Origin of the sequence: Naasia sp. SYSU D00948 (assembly GCF_017916515.1) — a bacterium.
Lineage (GTDB): Bacteria > Actinomycetota > Actinomycetes > Actinomycetales > Microbacteriaceae > Naasia.
In genome coordinates this window covers 1,389,518-1,403,977 of sequence record NZ_JAFMTA010000001.1, presented here as the reverse complement: position 1 = coordinate 1,403,977, position 14,460 = coordinate 1,389,518, and the positions used below count along the sequence as shown (strand labels likewise).

The following is a 14,460-nucleotide window of genomic DNA, read 5'->3' as shown; positions in this document are numbered from 1 at the left end:
CGGCAGTTCAGGCCCGAGAGACGGGTACGCCGGGCTGCAGCTCGACGTCGTCGCTCGGCTCGAAACCGATGCGGAAGCATCTGAACCAGATCGGAGTCGAGATCACGTCCATCGGCCCGCTGTAGAGCTGCCAGCGACGGCCGTCGGCCAGCGGCGAGCCGATCGACTCCGCGAGCGGGGCCGGCTCGGCATCGACGGGAACCGCGGGGGGATCCGCCGTCCAGCCGATCGCGGCGCCATCCGTCGCGCACCGCGCGACGATCCGGCCGTCGACGAGGTCCACGGTCGCCGCAGCGGTTCTGGGCCGGATGCCGCCGGGGAGCCATCGCTCCAGAAGCTCCTCCTCCGGGAGGGCGCCCAAGTCGTCGAAGCGCTCGAGCCAGCCGTCCAGCGCGTTCCGGAGCCGGCCCAGGACGGCGGCGTACTCGGGGTCCTGGGCGAGGTTGCGGGTCTCGTGCGGGTCGGCCCCGATGTCATAGAGCTCCTCCGCGCTGCGAGCCGGAGCCGTCATCGACCGCTGCAGCGGGGACAGCAGGTCCGGGCGGACGCCGCGCGCGAGCTGCGCGCCCTCCGCGACCGCAAGGCGGCGCAGCTCCGTCCAGGTGGACGTATGGTCCGGGTAGTCGATGTGCGGCATCTCCGACCGATCAGGGTGGAGGTTCCTGATGTAGCGGTACCGGTCGTCGCGCACAGTCCGCACCCGGTCGTGGGCCTCGTTCATCCGATCCCGAACCCCGAAGGCCAAGCCCTTCGAGGGCAGTTGCCGACCCCCGGAGTCGAAGAGGGGCTCCCCGTGCATGTGATCGGGGACCGGGAGGCCTGCTGCTGTGAGGAGGGTGGGCGCCAGATCGAGCAGCTCGACCACATCCTCCCGCCGGCCGGGCTCGATCACGGCGGGCCATCGGACGATCAGCGGCTCGCGCAACCCCGCCTCGTGAGCCCAGCGCTTGGCTCGCGGCATACCCACACCGTGGTCGCTCCAGAAGACCACGATCGTGTCGTCGGCGAGGCCATCCTCGTCGAGCTCTCGCAGCAGACGTCCGACCCACGAGTCCATCTCGCTGATGAGGTCGAGATAGCGGGCCCAGGCGGTCCGGAACACGGCGGTGTCCGGATAGTACGGGGGGAGCGTCACCTTCTCCGGCGAGTGCCTCTGCTCGGGCAGGACATGACTCGTCGCCGCCGCGAAGACCTCGTCAGGGGTGTAGATCTGCGACTCGTGAGTGACCATGCCGTGGAAGGCGGCGAAGAACGGCGTGTCCTGACTCGGGCGGTTGCGCCAGTGAGCAGACGGGGAGCAGTCGTCGAACACCGTCGGCGGTGTGTCGACCTGGAAGTCGGTGAACCAGTTGTTGGTCGTGTAATAGCCCGCCGCGCGGAGGTACTGCGGGAACAGGGCGACCTCGGGCGGCGGTACGGCCTTCGTGCGCATGTGCATCGTGCCGATGGCCGTGGGATAGCAGCCGGTCATGATCGCGGACCTCGACGGCGCACAGACAGGGGCTGCAGCGAATGCCTGCTCGAACAGCAGCCCGCGCTCCGCGAGCGCGTCCAGGTTCGGCGTCGAGGCCTCGTCGGCGCCTGGCCAGACTCCCGAGTAGGCCCCGAGGTGCGGGCTGATGTCGTGCGTGGAGATGAACAGGATGTTCGGGCGCGCGTCCATGTGACCTCCAGCCGTGGTGGCACCGCCGACAGCGGGCAGCCACCTCACTCGACGGCGAGGAGGAGCCGCGCCGCCGGATGGCGAGTCTATATGACGAGTCGAATAGCTGAAAGACTGCCGTCGGCCGGTGGTGGCGCGACCGGCACAATGAGTGCGGGCCGACCGACGAGGAGAGACGGATGACCTTCGACGACATCCTGCTGGGACTGATCCTCCTCAAGCCGAGGACGGGCTACGAACTGAAGAAGTGGCTCGACGTCGAGGGGGTGTTCATCCGCGCCAACTCGGACCAGGCGCAGATCTACCGCACGCTCGGTCGGCTCGTGAAGGGCGAGCTCGCCGACTTCCGGACCGAGCGCCGCGCCGGTCCCGAGGCGAAGGTGTACCAGGCGACCGCGGACGGTGCGCGGCGGATCGCAGCCGTGCTCGACCAGCCCTACGAGCCGCCCGCGCGCTGGCAGGAGGCCGACTTCGGCGCCCGGCTGCTGTTCATGATCCTGCTGAACCCGAAGGGCGTCCTTCCGATGATGCGGATCGAGCTCGAGTACCGCCGGTATCAGCGCCAGTACTTCCGGAGCTTCCCGCGCTCCTACGAGATCGACGGCGAGTTCGTCCGTGTCGACGCCGAGCTCATCGAGCGCCTCCTCGCCGACATGGACACAGCGGGCCGTCAGCGGACCGACGAGTGGATCCGCTTCCTCGAACGCCAGATCGAGGAGTGGGAGCCGCTCCTGTCCCCGGTCCAGTCGTCGCCGATCGTCCTCGCCGACTCCAGCCCGGGTTCCGCCTGACGGTTCGCCCGATCAGATGGCCACGGTGCGGAAGCCCGCGTTGCCCATCGACGAGTCCGGGGTGTTCGAGGAGCGCGCCGAGTTGCGGTACCGGTAGCAGTACGAGATGTGGCACAGGTACGAGCCCCCGCGCAGCACCCGCGCCATGCCGAGCCCCGGCCCCCGGGGATTCGAGGACGGCGAACGGCCGTAGTAGCTCGGGTCGAACCAGTCCGAGCACCACTCCCACACGTTGCCGACGGTCTGCCACAGCCCGTACGCGTTCGGACGGAAGGAGCGGACGGGCGCGGTCGTGAGCCAGCCGTCCTCCGTCGTGTTCGTGCCGGGGAAGGTGCCCTGCCAGATGTTCACCCGCCAGGAGTCGCCGTCCATGAGCTCGTCCCCCCAGGGGAATCGGGCGCCGTCGAGGCCGCCGCGCGAGGCGCGCTCCCACTCCGCCTCCGTCGGCAGTCGCCGGCCCGCCCACGCGCAGTAGGCCTGGGCGTCGTTCCAGCTGACGTGGACGACCGGGTGGTCCTCCAGCCCCTCAACGCTCGATCGAGAGCCGCCCGGGTGTCGCCAGTCGGCGCCCCGAACACCGCGCCACCAGGGAGCGCCGGCGGCGGGGCCCATGATCTCGTCGGGCTCGGCGGCCAGGGCGAGGTGGAACACGGCGGAGTACCCGAAGGTCTCAGCCTCCGTCCGATAGCCCGTCGCGTCCGCGAAGGCGGCGAAGTCGGCGTTGGTGACGCTCGTCGCGTCGATCTCGAATGCGTCGAGCTCGACGTCGTGGACCGGGGTCTCGCCGTCCGGGCGGTTCCCGTCGCCGCTGGAGTCCCCCATCCGGAAGCTCCCGGCCGGGACGTGCACCTGCTCGATGCGGTGGGTTCCTCCCGACACGGACGGGGCCATGGCCCGCGCCGTTCCGGCGTTCCGGGACGGCGCGCAGCAGGAGGCGACGGGGGCCTCCTCCGCATGGTTGTCCGGCGCGTTCGAGCGGCGATCGACCGGGGGCTCGAGTGGCTCGTCCATTCGGGGATTCTCCTTCACGATCGACCGGACAGCATCAGGACATAGGCCAGGCCGCCTGCAGCGAGGACGGCGGCGGCAGCGGCGAGGGCGGCGAGCGCGAGACCGCCTCCGGGGAGCTCCTCCTCGGCCGTCAGAGCCCGGTGCTGACGACGGTACCGCCGGGCGGCGAGCACATAGGCGACGAGAGCGGACGCGGCGCCGGCGACCCCGATCCCCACCGCGGCCGCGCCGAGCACGGGCAGGGCGAGACGCGCGCCGACCACGCTGCCGACGCCGAGCGCCAGCGCGGTGCGGCGCCATGCGAGCAGTGTCCGCTCGGGCTGGAGCCCGGCGTCGAAGGGCCTGTCCGCGCTCACGCGAGGAGGAACCCGGCCGTGAGGAGCACGATCCCGAGGCCAACTCCCCCGGCCAGCAGGACGGCGAGCGACGGCCCGGGAAGCGCGCGCTCGAGTCGCAGGGACCGCTCGGTGCGCATCCAGCCGACCCAGGACTGGACGGCGGCCAGCAGCGCCAGAAGCACGAACAGCACCGAGGACACGAGCCGGAATCCGGACTGGATCGGCAGCTCGAGCGCCTCCAGAGCGACCCCGGTGGCGAGCAGCGCGAGGGAGGTCCGGATCCAGGCGAGGAAGGTCCGCTCGTTGGCCAGGCTGAACCGCGGGTCCGGCTCTGTCCCCTGTGCGTACACGGAACCCGGGAATCTCTTCATCGAGACCTCCGTTCCCGCTATGTTGAGGGTCCCACTACCAATTTCTAGTGGATACTCTGTATTGAGGTCCAGTTCGACCTCTGGAGCGAGGAGGCACCGTGGTCATCGGGGAGGCACCGCCGAGCCGGCGCGGTCCGCGAGGTCCGTACGCGAAGAGCGAGCAGACCCGGAAGTCGATCATCGACTCCGCACTCAGCGTCTTCGCCGAGTCAGGCTATCGCAGCGGTTCCCTGCGGACGGTCGCCGATCGCGTGGGGATGAGCGAGGCCGGGCTGCTGCACCACTTCCCGAGCAAGAGCGCCCTGCTCGCGGCCGTGCTCGAGCACCGCGACGACCTGACCCAGGAGCAGTTCGATTTCGGCTCCGGCGACGGACGGCACTGGCTGCGGTCGCTCATCGATCTGGCGAAGTACAACGCGTCGACGCCGGGAGTCGTCGAGCTGTTCTGCACCCTGTCCGCCGAGGCGACCTCGCCCGAGCACCCCGCGCACCAGTACTTCGCGGAGCGCTACGACTACACGCGGAAGATGGCGCGGACGGCGTTCGAGGACCTGCAGAGCCGCGGTGAGCTGAGGCCGGGCGTGGACCCCGCGAGCGCCGCCAAGGCGACGATCGCCCTGATGGACGGCCTGCAGATCCAGTGGCTGATCGACCGGAACTCCGTCGACATGGCGGCCGAGGTGAGGACGTACCTCGAGTCGCTCGTGACCGGCGACATCTGACCTACCAGGACGACGAGAAGGGGCCCGCACTCGCCAGAGTGCGGGCCCCTCTTCGTCGTCAGCGGTTGGAGCCGGAGTACCGGAAGCCGTCGAAGCCGACGGTCCCGGTGACGGCGAACAGGCCGATCACCCGCCCGGTGAAGGAGGCGGCCGTCTCGGCGCTGAGGTAGCGGCCGTCCACGCGCGCGAGCCGCACCTCCTCGTCGCCCGACCGGGCGATGAAGGAGACGAAGTCGCTCGTCATCATGTCGAGGAAGTCCGCTGTGGACAGCTCGCTGGGCTGGAAGCCCGCCGACGGCTCGGACTCGAGCCTGAGCTCGACCGGACCTGAGGGCAGAGACGCGGTCCAGGTCTGCGTGATGCCCGGCACCCGCGCCTCGGCGACGATGATGGAGCCCTTCCCCTCGCCGGTGACGGTGATGCTGTAGACGGTCTGCTCGTCGTAGCGCACGGCGAGGCCGCCGGTTCCCTTGGAGGCGTCGATCGTCGTCGCCACCGTCGCGGTCTGGTGCAGCTGTCGCCGCCCGAGGAAGACGGGCCGGGCAGCGGTCATGTCGGTCCCCTCGCCGTGCAGGGTCAGCCGGCCGGGCTCGGACCGCAGGTCCGCGAGGGATGCGGGCGGGCGGCGGATGGCGAGCCAGCCGGGGTCGAGCTCCGCGGAGAAGCGGTGCTCCACCTCCATGTCCCCCTCGCGCGGATCCAGGTGCACGGGCTCCGCGACCGGCCACCCGTCCTCCCAGCGCACCTCGGTGGCGAAGGTCTCGCGGCCGAGCGCCGAGAAGGCCTGCGTTGCTCCTCGGGGACGGACCCCGAGCAGCACCATGAGCGTCCTGCCGTCCGGAGTCTCGACCAGATCGCCGTGGCCGGTGTTCTGGATGGGGCGGTTCGTGCTTCGCGCGCTGAGGATGGGGTTGGCCGGCCCCGGCTCGAACGGGCCTCGGGGATCGCGGGAACGGGCGACGCTGACGCCGTGTCCGCGCTCAGTGCCGCCCTCGGCGATCATGAGGTACCACCAGTCGCCCCTGCGGTAAAGGTGCGGGGCCTCCGGGAACTTGAACCCCGATCCGGACCACAGGTCGCGCGGGCCGGCGAGCGTCTCCCCGGTCGCGAGGTCGACGTCCACCTGGCGGATGCCGCTGTGCTTCCCGATGTCCTCGCCCTTCATGACGAGGCCGGAATACGTGACGAGCGCGGTGCCGTCGTCGTCCCAGCTGAGGTCGGGGTCGATGCCCTCGACGCCCCCGAGGACGAGGCCGTCCGACCACGGGCCCTCGGGGCTCTCCGCCGTGTAGACCACGCAGCCGCGACCGCCTGCGATCGTGACTATGACGTAGAACACCCCGTCCCGGTGCCGGATCGTCGGTGCCCACACGCCGAGGCCCGTCGTCGCGTTCTCGAGCTGCCCCTGCTCCGGACGCGTGATCACGTTGCCGATCTGCGTCCAGTCCTCGAAGTCCGTGCTCGCGTACACCGGGATGCCGGGCAGGTACTCGAACGTCGAGGTGACGAGATAGTAGGTGCCGTCGACGAGGACGGCGCTCGGGTCGGGGTTGAAGCCAGGGATCAGCGGGTTGTGGAGCCTCAAGAGTCGGTCTCGACGGTGATCGTCGCCTCCAGCGGGAGCTCGACGGCGGTGGTACCGGCCCGGAGGACGAACTCGCCGACCTCGTACTGCCAGCCCTCGGCCCAGTGCGCGAGGTGCTTGGACGACACCGGGATCGTGACCTTCCCCGACTCCCCCGGGGCGAGGCGGACGGGCGCGAAGCCGACGAGCCAGCGGACCGGGCGCTCCACGGCGGAGTCCGGACGCTCGGCGAACACCAGCGCCACCTGCTTGCCGGCACGCTCCCCGCGGTTCGTGGCCGTGACCGAGACGTGCACGGTGTCGCCCTCGATGACCGCGGCGGGCGCGACGAAGTCGCTCAGCTCGATCTCGGTGTAGCCGAGCCCGTGTCCAAACCAGTAGGCGGGGGCCTCCTCGGAGCGGAGCCAGGCGCGGTAGCCGATGTGGATGCCCTCGTCGTAGTGGAGGACCCCGTCGGTCGGAGTGGTGTTGAGCACGGGCACGTGCTCCTCCTCGGCGGCCCACGTCGTGGGCAGGCGACCGCCCGGCTCGGCGACTCCGAGGAGCACGTCCGCCACCGCGTTGCCGAACTCCTGTCCGCCGAACCACCCGACGACGACCGCGGCCACGTCGTTCCGCCACGGCATCAGGACAGGGGACCCGGCGTTGACGAGGACCACCGTGCGGGGATTCGCGGCCGCCACGGCGCGGACGAGGTCGTCCTGCCGGCCGGGGAGGGCGAGGTCGGTGCGGTCGAAGCCCTCCGACTCGACCTTCGGGTTGGTGCCCACCACGACGAGCGCGACGTCGGCTCCGCGCGCCGCTTCCACGGCCTCCGCGATGAGCTGATCCTCGTCGAGGGCGGCGGGCTGGGTGCCGACGTTCAGCGCGAGCGCGTTGGCGAGCGCGTCGTCCCGCTCCGGCTGCCCGTACAGGTAGCGCACCTCGACCGGGGTGCCCTCGGTGAGGTCGACGGTCACCGTGCGGGCGGGCGGCGCCATGAGCGCAGCGCCCAGGTCGTCGCCCTCGGCCTCGAGCACCTCGTCGATCACGAGCTCGCCGTCGATCCAGAACTGTCCGCGACCGACCGCGGAGAAGCCCAGCTCGAGCCGCTCGGATCGGGCGGGCACGAACGTGAAGGCGACCTCCACCTCCTTGGTCTGCGCGATGGGAGCGTCGCCGCCGAACCACACGAGTTCCGTCGACAGGCGGTCCTCGGCGAACAGCTCCTCGCCGTCGCTGCCGAGGAAACGGACGCGGGCGCCCGGGCCGCCGGTGACGGGGTTCGTCATCCGCTCGCGCGGGATGCCGGCCAGTCCCGTCTGGTTGATCGCGCCGACCGAGTAGCGGATGTCGACGCCGGGAAGCGCGTTCTGCATGCCCTCGAGCGGGGAGACCGTCCTCTCCGGCAGCACGGTCGCGCTGCCGCCGCCCTGGGTGCGGGAGTGCTCGGCGTTGTTGCCGATCACCGCGATGCTCCGCAGCGACGAGGCGTCCCAGGGCAGCTCGCCGCGGTTCTCGAGGAGCACCATGCCGTCGGCGGCCGCCTCACGGGCGAACGCGATGCCGTCCTCGACGTGCACGAGCGGGGCCGGCTTCGCGTCGCCGAGGGCGCCGACGCGCACGGCGAGACGCAGGATGCGGCGCACCTTGCGGTCGACGACCTCCTCGTCGATGCGGCCGTCGCGGACCGCGTCGATCAGGGCCTGTCCCCAGGGGCCCTCCGGCCCCGGCATGACGAGGTCCTGCTCGGCCTCGGCCGAGGCGAGGCTGCGGACCGCGGTCCAGTCGGAGATGACCACGCCGTCGAAGCCCCAGTCGGTCTTGAGGGGCGTCTCGAGGAGCTCGTGCTCGGTGGCCGTGACGCCGTGGATCGAGTTGTAGGCGCTCATGACGAGCCACGCCTTGGCCTCGGTGATGGCCTTCTCGAAGGCGCGGAGGTAGAGCTCGTGCAGCGGACGCGGGTCGACCTGGACGTCGACGGTGAACCGCTCCGTCTCGGAGTCGTTGGCGATGTAGTGCTTCGGGGTGGCGCCGACGCCGTTGTCCTGCAGTCCCTGGACGTACGTCGCCGCGAGCTCGGAGGTGAGCACCGGATCCTCGCTGAAGGCCTCGAAGTGCCGCCCGCCCCGCGGGGAGCGGTGGAGGTTGATCGTCGGGCCGAGCACGACGTCGACGTCCTTCCGCCGGGCCTCGCAGGCCGCGACGGCGCCGTAGCGGCGCGCCATCTCGGGGTCCCAGGACGCGGAGAGCGCGGACGCGGAGGGCAGGTTGAGGGACGGGGACCGCTCGTCCCACACGGGTCCGCGGACGCCCGAGGGGCCGTCCGACACGACGATGCTCCGCAGGCCGATCCTCTCGATCGGCAGGGTGCTCCAGAAGTCGCGGCCGGTGAGGAGGTGGACCTTCTCCTCGAGGGTCAGCTCGGACAGGGCGGACTCGACGGTCGCGTCGATGCGCTCGGCGGTGGTGGTGCTCATGGAGAGGACTCCTTAATACGGGTTGGAAGGCGCGCGCGTCCGCCCGGGCCTCCGCCACGACGGGGTGGTGGAGGCCCAGGGGCGCTGCTGGGAGGAGAGGTGCCGGGCGGCCGAGGGTCAGACCGCGCCGGCCTGCATGGCGAGGTCTTCCTGGGCCTGGAGGAGGCGGCGCCGGTCGGCGCGCCGCTGCTCCTGACGGACGGGGTCCGGCACGGGCGCGGCGAGGAGGAGGCGCTGGGTGTAGGGGTGTTCGGGGTCGGAGGTGACCTTGCCGCCGTCGCCGAACTCGACGATCTCCCCGTGGTACATGACCGCGACCCGGTGGCTGAGGTGCCGCACCACGGCGAGATCGTGGGAGACGAAGAGGTAGGCGACCCCGGTGGCCTCCTGGATGTCCTTGAACAGGTCGAGCACGCGCGCCTGCGTCGACAGGTCGAGCGCGGACACCGGCTCGTCGCAGACGATCAGCTCCGGCTCGAGCGCGAGGGCTCGGGCGATGGCGATGCGCTGGCGCTGGCCGCCGGAGAACTCCCGGGGCAGGCGATCGGCCGCGTTCGAGGGCAGCCCCACCTGGTCCAGCAGGCTCCGGATGCGCTTGGACGCGTCGGGACCGGACATCTTCTTCACCCGCAGCGGCTCGGAGAGGGTCTGCTCGATGGTCAGCGACGGGTTCAGGGACGTGTACGGGTCCTGGAACACGACCTGGATCTCGTCCGCGAGCGCGCGCCGCTCCTTGCGCCCCAGGTGCGCGATGTCCCTCCCCTTGTAGAGCACCTTCCCGCCGGTGACCGGGGCGAGGCCCAGCACCGCGCGGCCGAGAGTGGTCTTGCCGGAGCCGGACTCGCCGACCAGGCCGACGCACTCGCCGGGGTGGATGTCGATCGAGACGCCCTTGAGCGCACGGAACGGCTTCTTGCCGAACCCCTTCGCGGGGTACTCGACTTCGACGTTGTCGATGACCAGCAGCTGTTCGTTGGCCTTCATCGGGCCGCACCTTCCTCGAGCATGTTGCGATCCGCGGAGTGAGCGAGCGGGCCGCGGGCGGCGCCGTCCTCGAGGATCGCGTCGAACAGGGACTTCGTGTAGGGGTGTCGCGGGTCCTTGAAGATGGACCGCGCGGGGCCGGTCTCGACGATCTTGCCGTGCTGCATGACCGAGACCCGGTCGCACAGGTCGGCGACGACGCCGAAGTTGTGCGTGACGATCAGGATCGCGACGTGCAGGTCGTTCTGCAGCTCCCGGAGCAGGTCGAGGATCTCGGCCTGCACCGTGACGTCGAGCGCCGTGGTGGGCTCGTCGGCGATGATCAGGTCCGGCTCGCAGGAGACGGCGCCGGCGATCAGCACGCGCTGGGCCTGGCCGCCGGAGACCTCGTGCGGGTAGGAGTCGAAGGTCTTCTGCGGGTTCGGCAGGCCGACGCGGGCGAGCAGGCCGAGGGCCCGCTTCGTCGCCTCCGCCTTGGAGATGCCGAGCGTGACCCGCATCGGCTCGACCAGCTGGCTGCCGATCGTGAACGACGGGTCGAGGTTCGACATCGGCTCCTGCGGGATGTAGGAGATCCGGCGACCGCGGATCTTCGTCATCTCCTTCTCGGACAGGTGCGCGAGGTCCTTGCCGTCGAAGAACACGGTGCCGGCGACGATCCGGCCGCCGGCCGGAAGCAGGCGCAGGATCGACCAGGCGGTCTGCGTCTTGCCCGACCCGGACTCTCCGATCAGGCCGTGCACTTCGCCCTTCTTCACCTTCAGCGAGACGCCGTTGACGACCTGCTTCACGGTGCCGTCCGGCTGGTCGTAGCCGACCACGAGGTCGTTGACCTCGAGCAGCGTCGGCCGGCCGTCCTCGCGGTCCTCCGCGTGCACCACCGGCGCAGGGCCGGAGGTGTCGGGGGTGTAGGCGGCACTGCCGCGGCGGCGCTTCTTCGGCTTGCCGGCCGCACGCTCGAGCTCGTCACGCAGCGCGTTCCCGAAGAGCACGAGGGCGATCGACGTGAACGCGATCGCGGCCGCGGGCCAGACGAGCAGCAGCGGCTGCTGGTACATGCGCGAGAACGCGTCGGAGAGCATCTGCCCCCAGGTCGGCACGTTCGGGTCGCCCAGGCCGAGGAAGTCCAGTCCGGACTGCACCGCGATGCCGATGCCGGACAGCAGGGCCGCCTGGATGATGATCGGCGCCCGGACCACCGAGAGGATGTGCCGGCCGATGATGCTGAGGTCCCCCACACCGGCCACGCGCGCCGCGTCGACGTACAGCTCGTTGCGCACACCGACCACCGCCGCGTACGTCAGCCGGTAGAACGCCGGCGAGAGGATCAGGCCGAACACCGCCATGATGATCCACAGCGAGGGCCCCACGACCGCGCGGGCGGCGAGCAGGACCACGATCCCGGGCAGAGCCTGGATGATGCTGATGACCCAGACGGAGAACTGCTCGAAGAACTTCTGGTAGTAGCCGGCGATGAGGCCGCTGGTGACGCCGATCACCGCGGCGATGAGCACCGCCCACAGGGCGCCCGCGAGGCTGAAGCGGGTCGCGAACAGCAGCCGGGAGAGCACGTCGCGACCGGCGGAGTCGGCTCCGAGCACGTGTCCGCCCTCCCCCGGAGGAGCGAGCACCTCCTGGATGTTGGGAGTGGTCGGGCTCATCGGTGCCAGGAGGTCGGCGAAGATCGCCGACAGCACGATCAGGCTCAGCACGATGATCGCGGCCAGGCCCGTCGGGTTCTTCAGGATGCGGCGGCCGATGTGCGAGCGCGCTGCGCGCACCTCGGTCGCGACCTCGGTCGGAGGGATGATGGCTGATTCGCTCATGAGATACGCGCCTTCGGGTTCAGGAAGCCGTGCAGGATTTCGATGACGATGTTGACGACGACCACGAGCGCGGCGGTCACCACGACGAGGCCCATCACGAGGGGGATGTCGCCCTGACCGGTCGACTGGGTGGCGATCGGACCGAGCCCGGGGATCGCGAAGATCTGCTCGACGATGACCGCGCCGCCCAGCAGGCCGACGAACTGCACCGCGAGGACCGCGAGAGCCGGGCCGCCCGCGTTGCGGAGGACGTGCTTGTAGAGGACGCGGTTCTCCGACAGGCCGCGGCTGCGCAGGGTGCGCACCCAGTCCTGCCGCATCGTGTCGATCACGGATCCGCGCACCTGGGCCGCGATGGCGGCGATGGCGCCGATCGCCAGAGCGATGATCGGCAGGGTCACCGTGCTGAGCCAGCCCGTGAACGAGGTCCCGATGGGGATGTAGCCCGTGGGGCGGAACAGCTTGAGGTTCAGCGCGAACAGGTTGACCAGGAAGATGGCGATGAGGAAGCCGGGGATCGCGAAGCCCAGCACGGACACGATCTGCACGGTCCGGTCCGCTGCGCCGCGCTTGCGCGCCGCCCAGACGCCGAGCGCCGTTCCGACGATCGCGGTGAGCGTGACGGTGCCGATCACGAGCGAGAGCGTGACGGCCAGTCGTGAGGTGATGGCGGCGATGACCGGCTGGTTGGTGAACCAGGAGGCGCCGAAGTCGCCGGTGACGGCGCCGGCGAGCCAGCCGAAGTAGCGGGTGAGCAGCGGCTGGTCGAGCCCGAGCCGGGTGTTCAGCTGCTGCACCTGCTCCTGCGTGGCCTCCTGGCCCAGGATCTGGCGGGCGATGTCACCCGCGCCGAGGTAGAGCAGGAGGTAGGCGAGGCTCGAGACGGCGAAGAGGAGGATCACGCCGGCCAGCAGGCGGCGGAGTATGAAGCGGAGCATCAACGGTCCTTCGAGAGAGGGGACTGAGGGGAGGTGCCGGGCGGGGGCGTGCCCGGCCCGGCACCAGGGGACTACTTGGGCTGGACGTTCCAGAGGTACGGAACCGCGTTGCCGGTCTGGGGCACGGCCTCGGTGTTCGCGTCGCTCATGAACGTCACCGTCGGACGGAAGAACGGGGCGTTCCAGGCGTTCTCCACCAGGTAGCGGTTGAGCTCCTGCCCGGCCTCAGCAGCCTCGTCCTCGGTTCCCGTCTGGATCGTGGCGATCCACTCCTCGACCTCGGGCGTGGTGTAGCGGAGGGGGTTCCACGTCGCCTGCTCGGCGATCTGGAACTGGCTGAGCTGCCAGTCGGTGGGGCCCATCTGGAGCTGGAACCACGTCATCGGGTACTTCGCGGCGAGGATCCCCGGGATGAACTCGGTCGCCTGCACCTGCTCGTAGTTGACGGTGATGCCGATCTGCGCCAGCTGGTCGGCCATGAGCGTCCACGTGGAGGCCGCGACACTCGGGGTCTGCGGCATGGTGACCTCGAAGCCGTCCTCGTAGCCGGCCTCGGCGAGGAGCTCCTTCGCGCGGTCCACGTCGTACTCGTAGAACTCGTCGAGCTCCTCGTCGAAGCTCGGCGACCACGGCGCGAAGATCTGCGTGGTGGGCTCGCCGAATCCGGCGCCCATCGTCGCCAGCAGGGCCTCGCGGTCGAGGGCGAAGTTGATCGCCTGACGCACCCTGACGTCGCCGAGGGCCGGAACGAGCGTGCCGGCGCGATCCATGATCAGGAAGCCGCTCCAGTCGAGCTCGGACCGGTTCAGCGTGTAGCCGGCGGCCTCCATCTGCGGAACGGTGGTCTTGTCGACGACATTCGTGACGTTGAGCTGGCCGCCCTGGACGGCGTTCAGGAGGGCCGTCGGGTCGGTGTACACCTGCAGGACCAGCTTGTCGTAGTGCTGGTCCTCGGGCTTCCAGTAGTCCTCGTTCTTGTCGAAGACGTAGCTGCTGCCGACCACCGTCTCACCGGTGTTCAGGATGTACGGCCCGGAGCCGACCGGCTCGGTCGCCATGGCCGGGTCGTCGACGAGCTCGGCAGGAGCGACGAGACCGGCGTTCTGCGTGAGGTTCGAGAGCATGCCGGGGTCGGGTGCGCCGAGCGTGAGCTCCAGGGTCGTCTCATCGATCGCGCGAGCGTCGGCGAGGTTCCGGAGGAGCGTGGCGTTCGGCGAGGCGCCGCCCTTGAAGGCCAGCAGGCTCGCCGCGGCGTCCTCCGCCGTCAGGGTCTCGCCGTTGGTGAAGGTGACGTCGTCGCGCAGGGTCAGCGTGAGGACCGTGTTGTCCTCGTTGTACTCCCACTCGGTGGCGAGGTTGGGCTCGACCTCGAAGTCGGGGTTGGCGCGGAGCAGGGAGTCGTAGACGGCCTGGCCGTAGGGCGACTCGTTCGCCCAGCGCATGTCCTTCTGGGCGAAGGTCGAGGCCGGAGCGATGACGCCCCAGGTGAGGGTGCCGCCCCCGCCGTCCCCACCGCCGGAGCCGTCGCCGCCTCCGGTCTCCCCGCCGCCTGCGGCGCAGCCGGCCAGCGCCAGCGTCGCGGCGAGCGCGACTGCGGCGGCGCGCTTGAGTCTGAACATCGTTGTCCTTCCATGCTGTGCAGTCCGCCTTCGGACCGTCTGCTGTGGAACTGTAAGCGGAATCCCGAGTGCCCACAAGGTTTTCGCGCCCCCAATTTCTAGTGGTCCCTAACGTTTTGCTAACGCTTGCGCATCGCGGATAGCGTGGCGGGC

General features: G+C 70.4%; 12 protein-coding genes. 2 read left to right on the top strand and 10 right to left on the bottom strand.

Going from position 1 to position 14,460, the window contains the following annotated elements:
* Positions 1 to 7: 7 nt before the first annotated feature.
* On the bottom strand, positions 8 to 1,663 hold the full coding sequence (locus J3P30_RS06665) for a sulfatase (protein WP_210480152.1): 1,656 nt from the start codon (positions 1,661 to 1,663) through the stop codon (positions 8 to 10).
* A 179-nt stretch (positions 1,664 to 1,842) separates the two neighbouring features.
* Here J3P30_RS06665 and J3P30_RS06660 point away from each other — a divergent pair, with 179 nt between their 5' ends.
* On the top strand, positions 1,843 to 2,454 hold the full coding sequence (locus tag J3P30_RS06660; protein WP_210480151.1) for a PadR family transcriptional regulator: 612 nt from the start codon (positions 1,843 to 1,845) through the stop codon (positions 2,452 to 2,454).
* Between the two features lie 12 nt (positions 2,455 to 2,466).
* Here J3P30_RS06660 and J3P30_RS06655 read toward each other — a convergent pair whose 3' ends face one another.
* The 3 genes from J3P30_RS06655 to J3P30_RS06645 all read right to left on the bottom strand — a co-directional run bounded on the left by J3P30_RS06655 (position 2,467) and on the right by J3P30_RS06645 (position 4,174).
* On the bottom strand, positions 2,467 to 3,345 hold the full coding sequence (locus J3P30_RS06655) for a formylglycine-generating enzyme family protein (RefSeq protein WP_210481898.1): 879 nt from the start codon (positions 3,343 to 3,345) through the stop codon (positions 2,467 to 2,469).
* 134 nt (positions 3,346 to 3,479) lie between these two features.
* Positions 3,480 to 3,821, bottom strand: a complete 342-nt coding sequence (locus J3P30_RS06650; protein ID WP_210480150.1) for a DUF202 domain-containing protein — start codon at positions 3,819 to 3,821, stop codon at positions 3,480 to 3,482.
* Positions 3,818 to 4,174 (bottom strand): YidH family protein, encoded by a 357-nt coding sequence (locus J3P30_RS06645; RefSeq protein ID WP_210480149.1) that lies wholly within the window; start codon positions 4,172 to 4,174, stop codon positions 3,818 to 3,820. Before J3P30_RS06645 ends, J3P30_RS06650 begins: the two co-directional genes overlap by 4 nt.
* Positions 4,175 to 4,272: 98 nt before the next feature.
* Here J3P30_RS06645 and J3P30_RS06640 point away from each other — a divergent pair, with 98 nt between their 5' ends.
* Positions 4,273 to 4,896, top strand: a complete 624-nt coding sequence (locus J3P30_RS06640) for a TetR/AcrR family transcriptional regulator (RefSeq protein WP_307807424.1) — start codon at positions 4,273 to 4,275, stop codon at positions 4,894 to 4,896.
* Between the two features lie 58 nt (positions 4,897 to 4,954).
* Here J3P30_RS06640 and J3P30_RS06635 read toward each other — a convergent pair whose 3' ends face one another.
* The 6 genes from J3P30_RS06635 to J3P30_RS06610 all read right to left on the bottom strand — a co-directional run bounded on the left by J3P30_RS06635 (position 4,955) and on the right by J3P30_RS06610 (position 14,307).
* Positions 4,955 to 6,481 carry a glycoside hydrolase family 43 protein gene (locus J3P30_RS06635; RefSeq protein ID WP_210480148.1) on the bottom strand — a complete coding sequence of 509 codons (1,527 nt, stop codon included), beginning with the start codon at positions 6,479 to 6,481 and terminating at the stop codon, positions 4,955 to 4,957.
* Positions 6,478 to 8,940 carry a glycoside hydrolase family 3 protein gene (locus J3P30_RS06630; protein WP_210480147.1) on the bottom strand — a complete coding sequence of 821 codons (2,463 nt, stop codon included), beginning with the start codon at positions 8,938 to 8,940 and terminating at the stop codon, positions 6,478 to 6,480. Before J3P30_RS06630 ends, J3P30_RS06635 begins: the two co-directional genes overlap by 4 nt.
* A 117-nt stretch (positions 8,941 to 9,057) precedes the next feature.
* Complete coding sequence (locus tag J3P30_RS06625) at positions 9,058 to 9,924, bottom strand: ATP-binding cassette domain-containing protein (protein WP_210480146.1); 867 nt, start codon at positions 9,922 to 9,924, stop codon at positions 9,058 to 9,060.
* On the bottom strand, positions 9,921 to 11,750 hold the full coding sequence (locus tag J3P30_RS06620) for a dipeptide/oligopeptide/nickel ABC transporter permease/ATP-binding protein (protein WP_210480145.1): 1,830 nt from the start codon (positions 11,748 to 11,750) through the stop codon (positions 9,921 to 9,923). Before J3P30_RS06620 ends, J3P30_RS06625 begins: the two co-directional genes overlap by 4 nt.
* Positions 11,747 to 12,688, bottom strand: coding sequence for an ABC transporter permease (locus J3P30_RS06615; protein WP_210480144.1), 942 nt, complete (start codon positions 12,686 to 12,688; stop codon positions 11,747 to 11,749). The genes J3P30_RS06620 and J3P30_RS06615 overlap by 4 nt, the downstream gene beginning before the upstream one ends.
* A gap of 71 nt (positions 12,689 to 12,759) precedes the next feature.
* Positions 12,760 to 14,307, bottom strand: a complete 1,548-nt coding sequence (locus tag J3P30_RS06610) for an ABC transporter substrate-binding protein (protein ID WP_210480143.1) — start codon at positions 14,305 to 14,307, stop codon at positions 12,760 to 12,762.
* Positions 14,308 to 14,460: the final 153 nt, after the last annotated feature.

What these genes read in the sequence shown, in the direction of transcription:
- J3P30_RS06665 (WP_210480152.1), bottom strand. Translation starts at nt 1,663, where the DNA reads ATGGACGCGCGCCCGAACATCCTGTTCATCTCCACGCACGACATCAGC.
- J3P30_RS06660 (WP_210480151.1), top strand. Translation starts at nt 1,843, where the DNA reads ATGACCTTCGACGACATCCTGCTGGGACTGATCCTCCTCAAGCCGAGG.
- J3P30_RS06655 (WP_210481898.1), bottom strand. Translation starts at nt 3,345, where the DNA reads ATGGCCCCGTCCGTGTCGGGAGGAACCCACCGCATCGAGCAGGTGCAC.
- J3P30_RS06645 (WP_210480149.1), bottom strand. Translation starts at nt 4,174, where the DNA reads ATGAAGAGATTCCCGGGTTCCGTGTACGCACAGGGGACAGAGCCGGAC.
- J3P30_RS06630 (WP_210480147.1), bottom strand. Translation starts at nt 8,940, where the DNA reads ATGAGCACCACCACCGCCGAGCGCATCGACGCGACCGTCGAGTCCGCC.
- J3P30_RS06625 (WP_210480146.1), bottom strand. Translation starts at nt 9,924, where the DNA reads ATGAAGGCCAACGAACAGCTGCTGGTCATCGACAACGTCGAAGTCGAG.
- J3P30_RS06620 (WP_210480145.1), bottom strand. Translation starts at nt 11,750, where the DNA reads ATGAGCGAATCAGCCATCATCCCTCCGACCGAGGTCGCGACCGAGGTG.
- J3P30_RS06615 (WP_210480144.1), bottom strand. Translation starts at nt 12,688, where the DNA reads ATGCTCCGCTTCATACTCCGCCGCCTGCTGGCCGGCGTGATCCTCCTC.
- J3P30_RS06610 (WP_210480143.1), bottom strand. Translation starts at nt 14,307, where the DNA reads ATGTTCAGACTCAAGCGCGCCGCCGCAGTCGCGCTCGCCGCGACGCTG.